The 351-nt window shown below is 57.0% G+C and carries 1 tRNA gene and 2 rRNA genes; all 3 read right to left on the reverse strand.

Annotation, left to right across the window (positions count from 1 at the left end):
- Positions 1–116: ribosomal RNA gene (gene rrf, locus FHD02_RS24090) — 5S ribosomal RNA — on the reverse strand.
- Between the two features lie 38 nt (positions 117–154).
- Positions 155–230: transfer RNA gene (locus tag FHD02_RS24095), tRNA-Thr, on the reverse strand.
- Between the two features lie 14 nt (positions 231–244).
- Positions 245–351 (reverse strand): 5S ribosomal RNA (gene rrf, locus FHD02_RS24100); the annotation flags it as partial.

Below are 351 nucleotides of genomic sequence, written 5' to 3' on the forward strand. Positions count from 1 at the left end.
GTCTGGCAGTTCCCTACTCTCGCATGGGGAGACCCCACACTACCATCGGCGCTACGGCGTTTCACTTCTGAGTTCGGCATGGGGTCAGGTGGGACCACCGCGCTACAGCCGCCAGACAAATTCTTTTCTAAGCGCCGAACTTTAACCGAAAAACTGGTGCTGATACCCAGAGTCGAACTGGGGACCTCACCCTTACCAAGGGTGCGCTCTACCAACTGAGCCATATCAGCACACTAAATTTGATGCCTGGCAGTTCCCTACTCTCGCATGGGGAGACCCCACACTACCATCGGCGCTACGGCGTTTCACTTCTGAGTTCGGCATGGGGTCAGGTGGGACCACCGCGCTACA

The organism is Citrobacter sp. EC_71, from assembly GCF_019584005.1.
Taxonomy (GTDB): domain Bacteria; phylum Pseudomonadota; class Gammaproteobacteria; order Enterobacterales; family Enterobacteriaceae; genus Citrobacter; species Citrobacter werkmanii.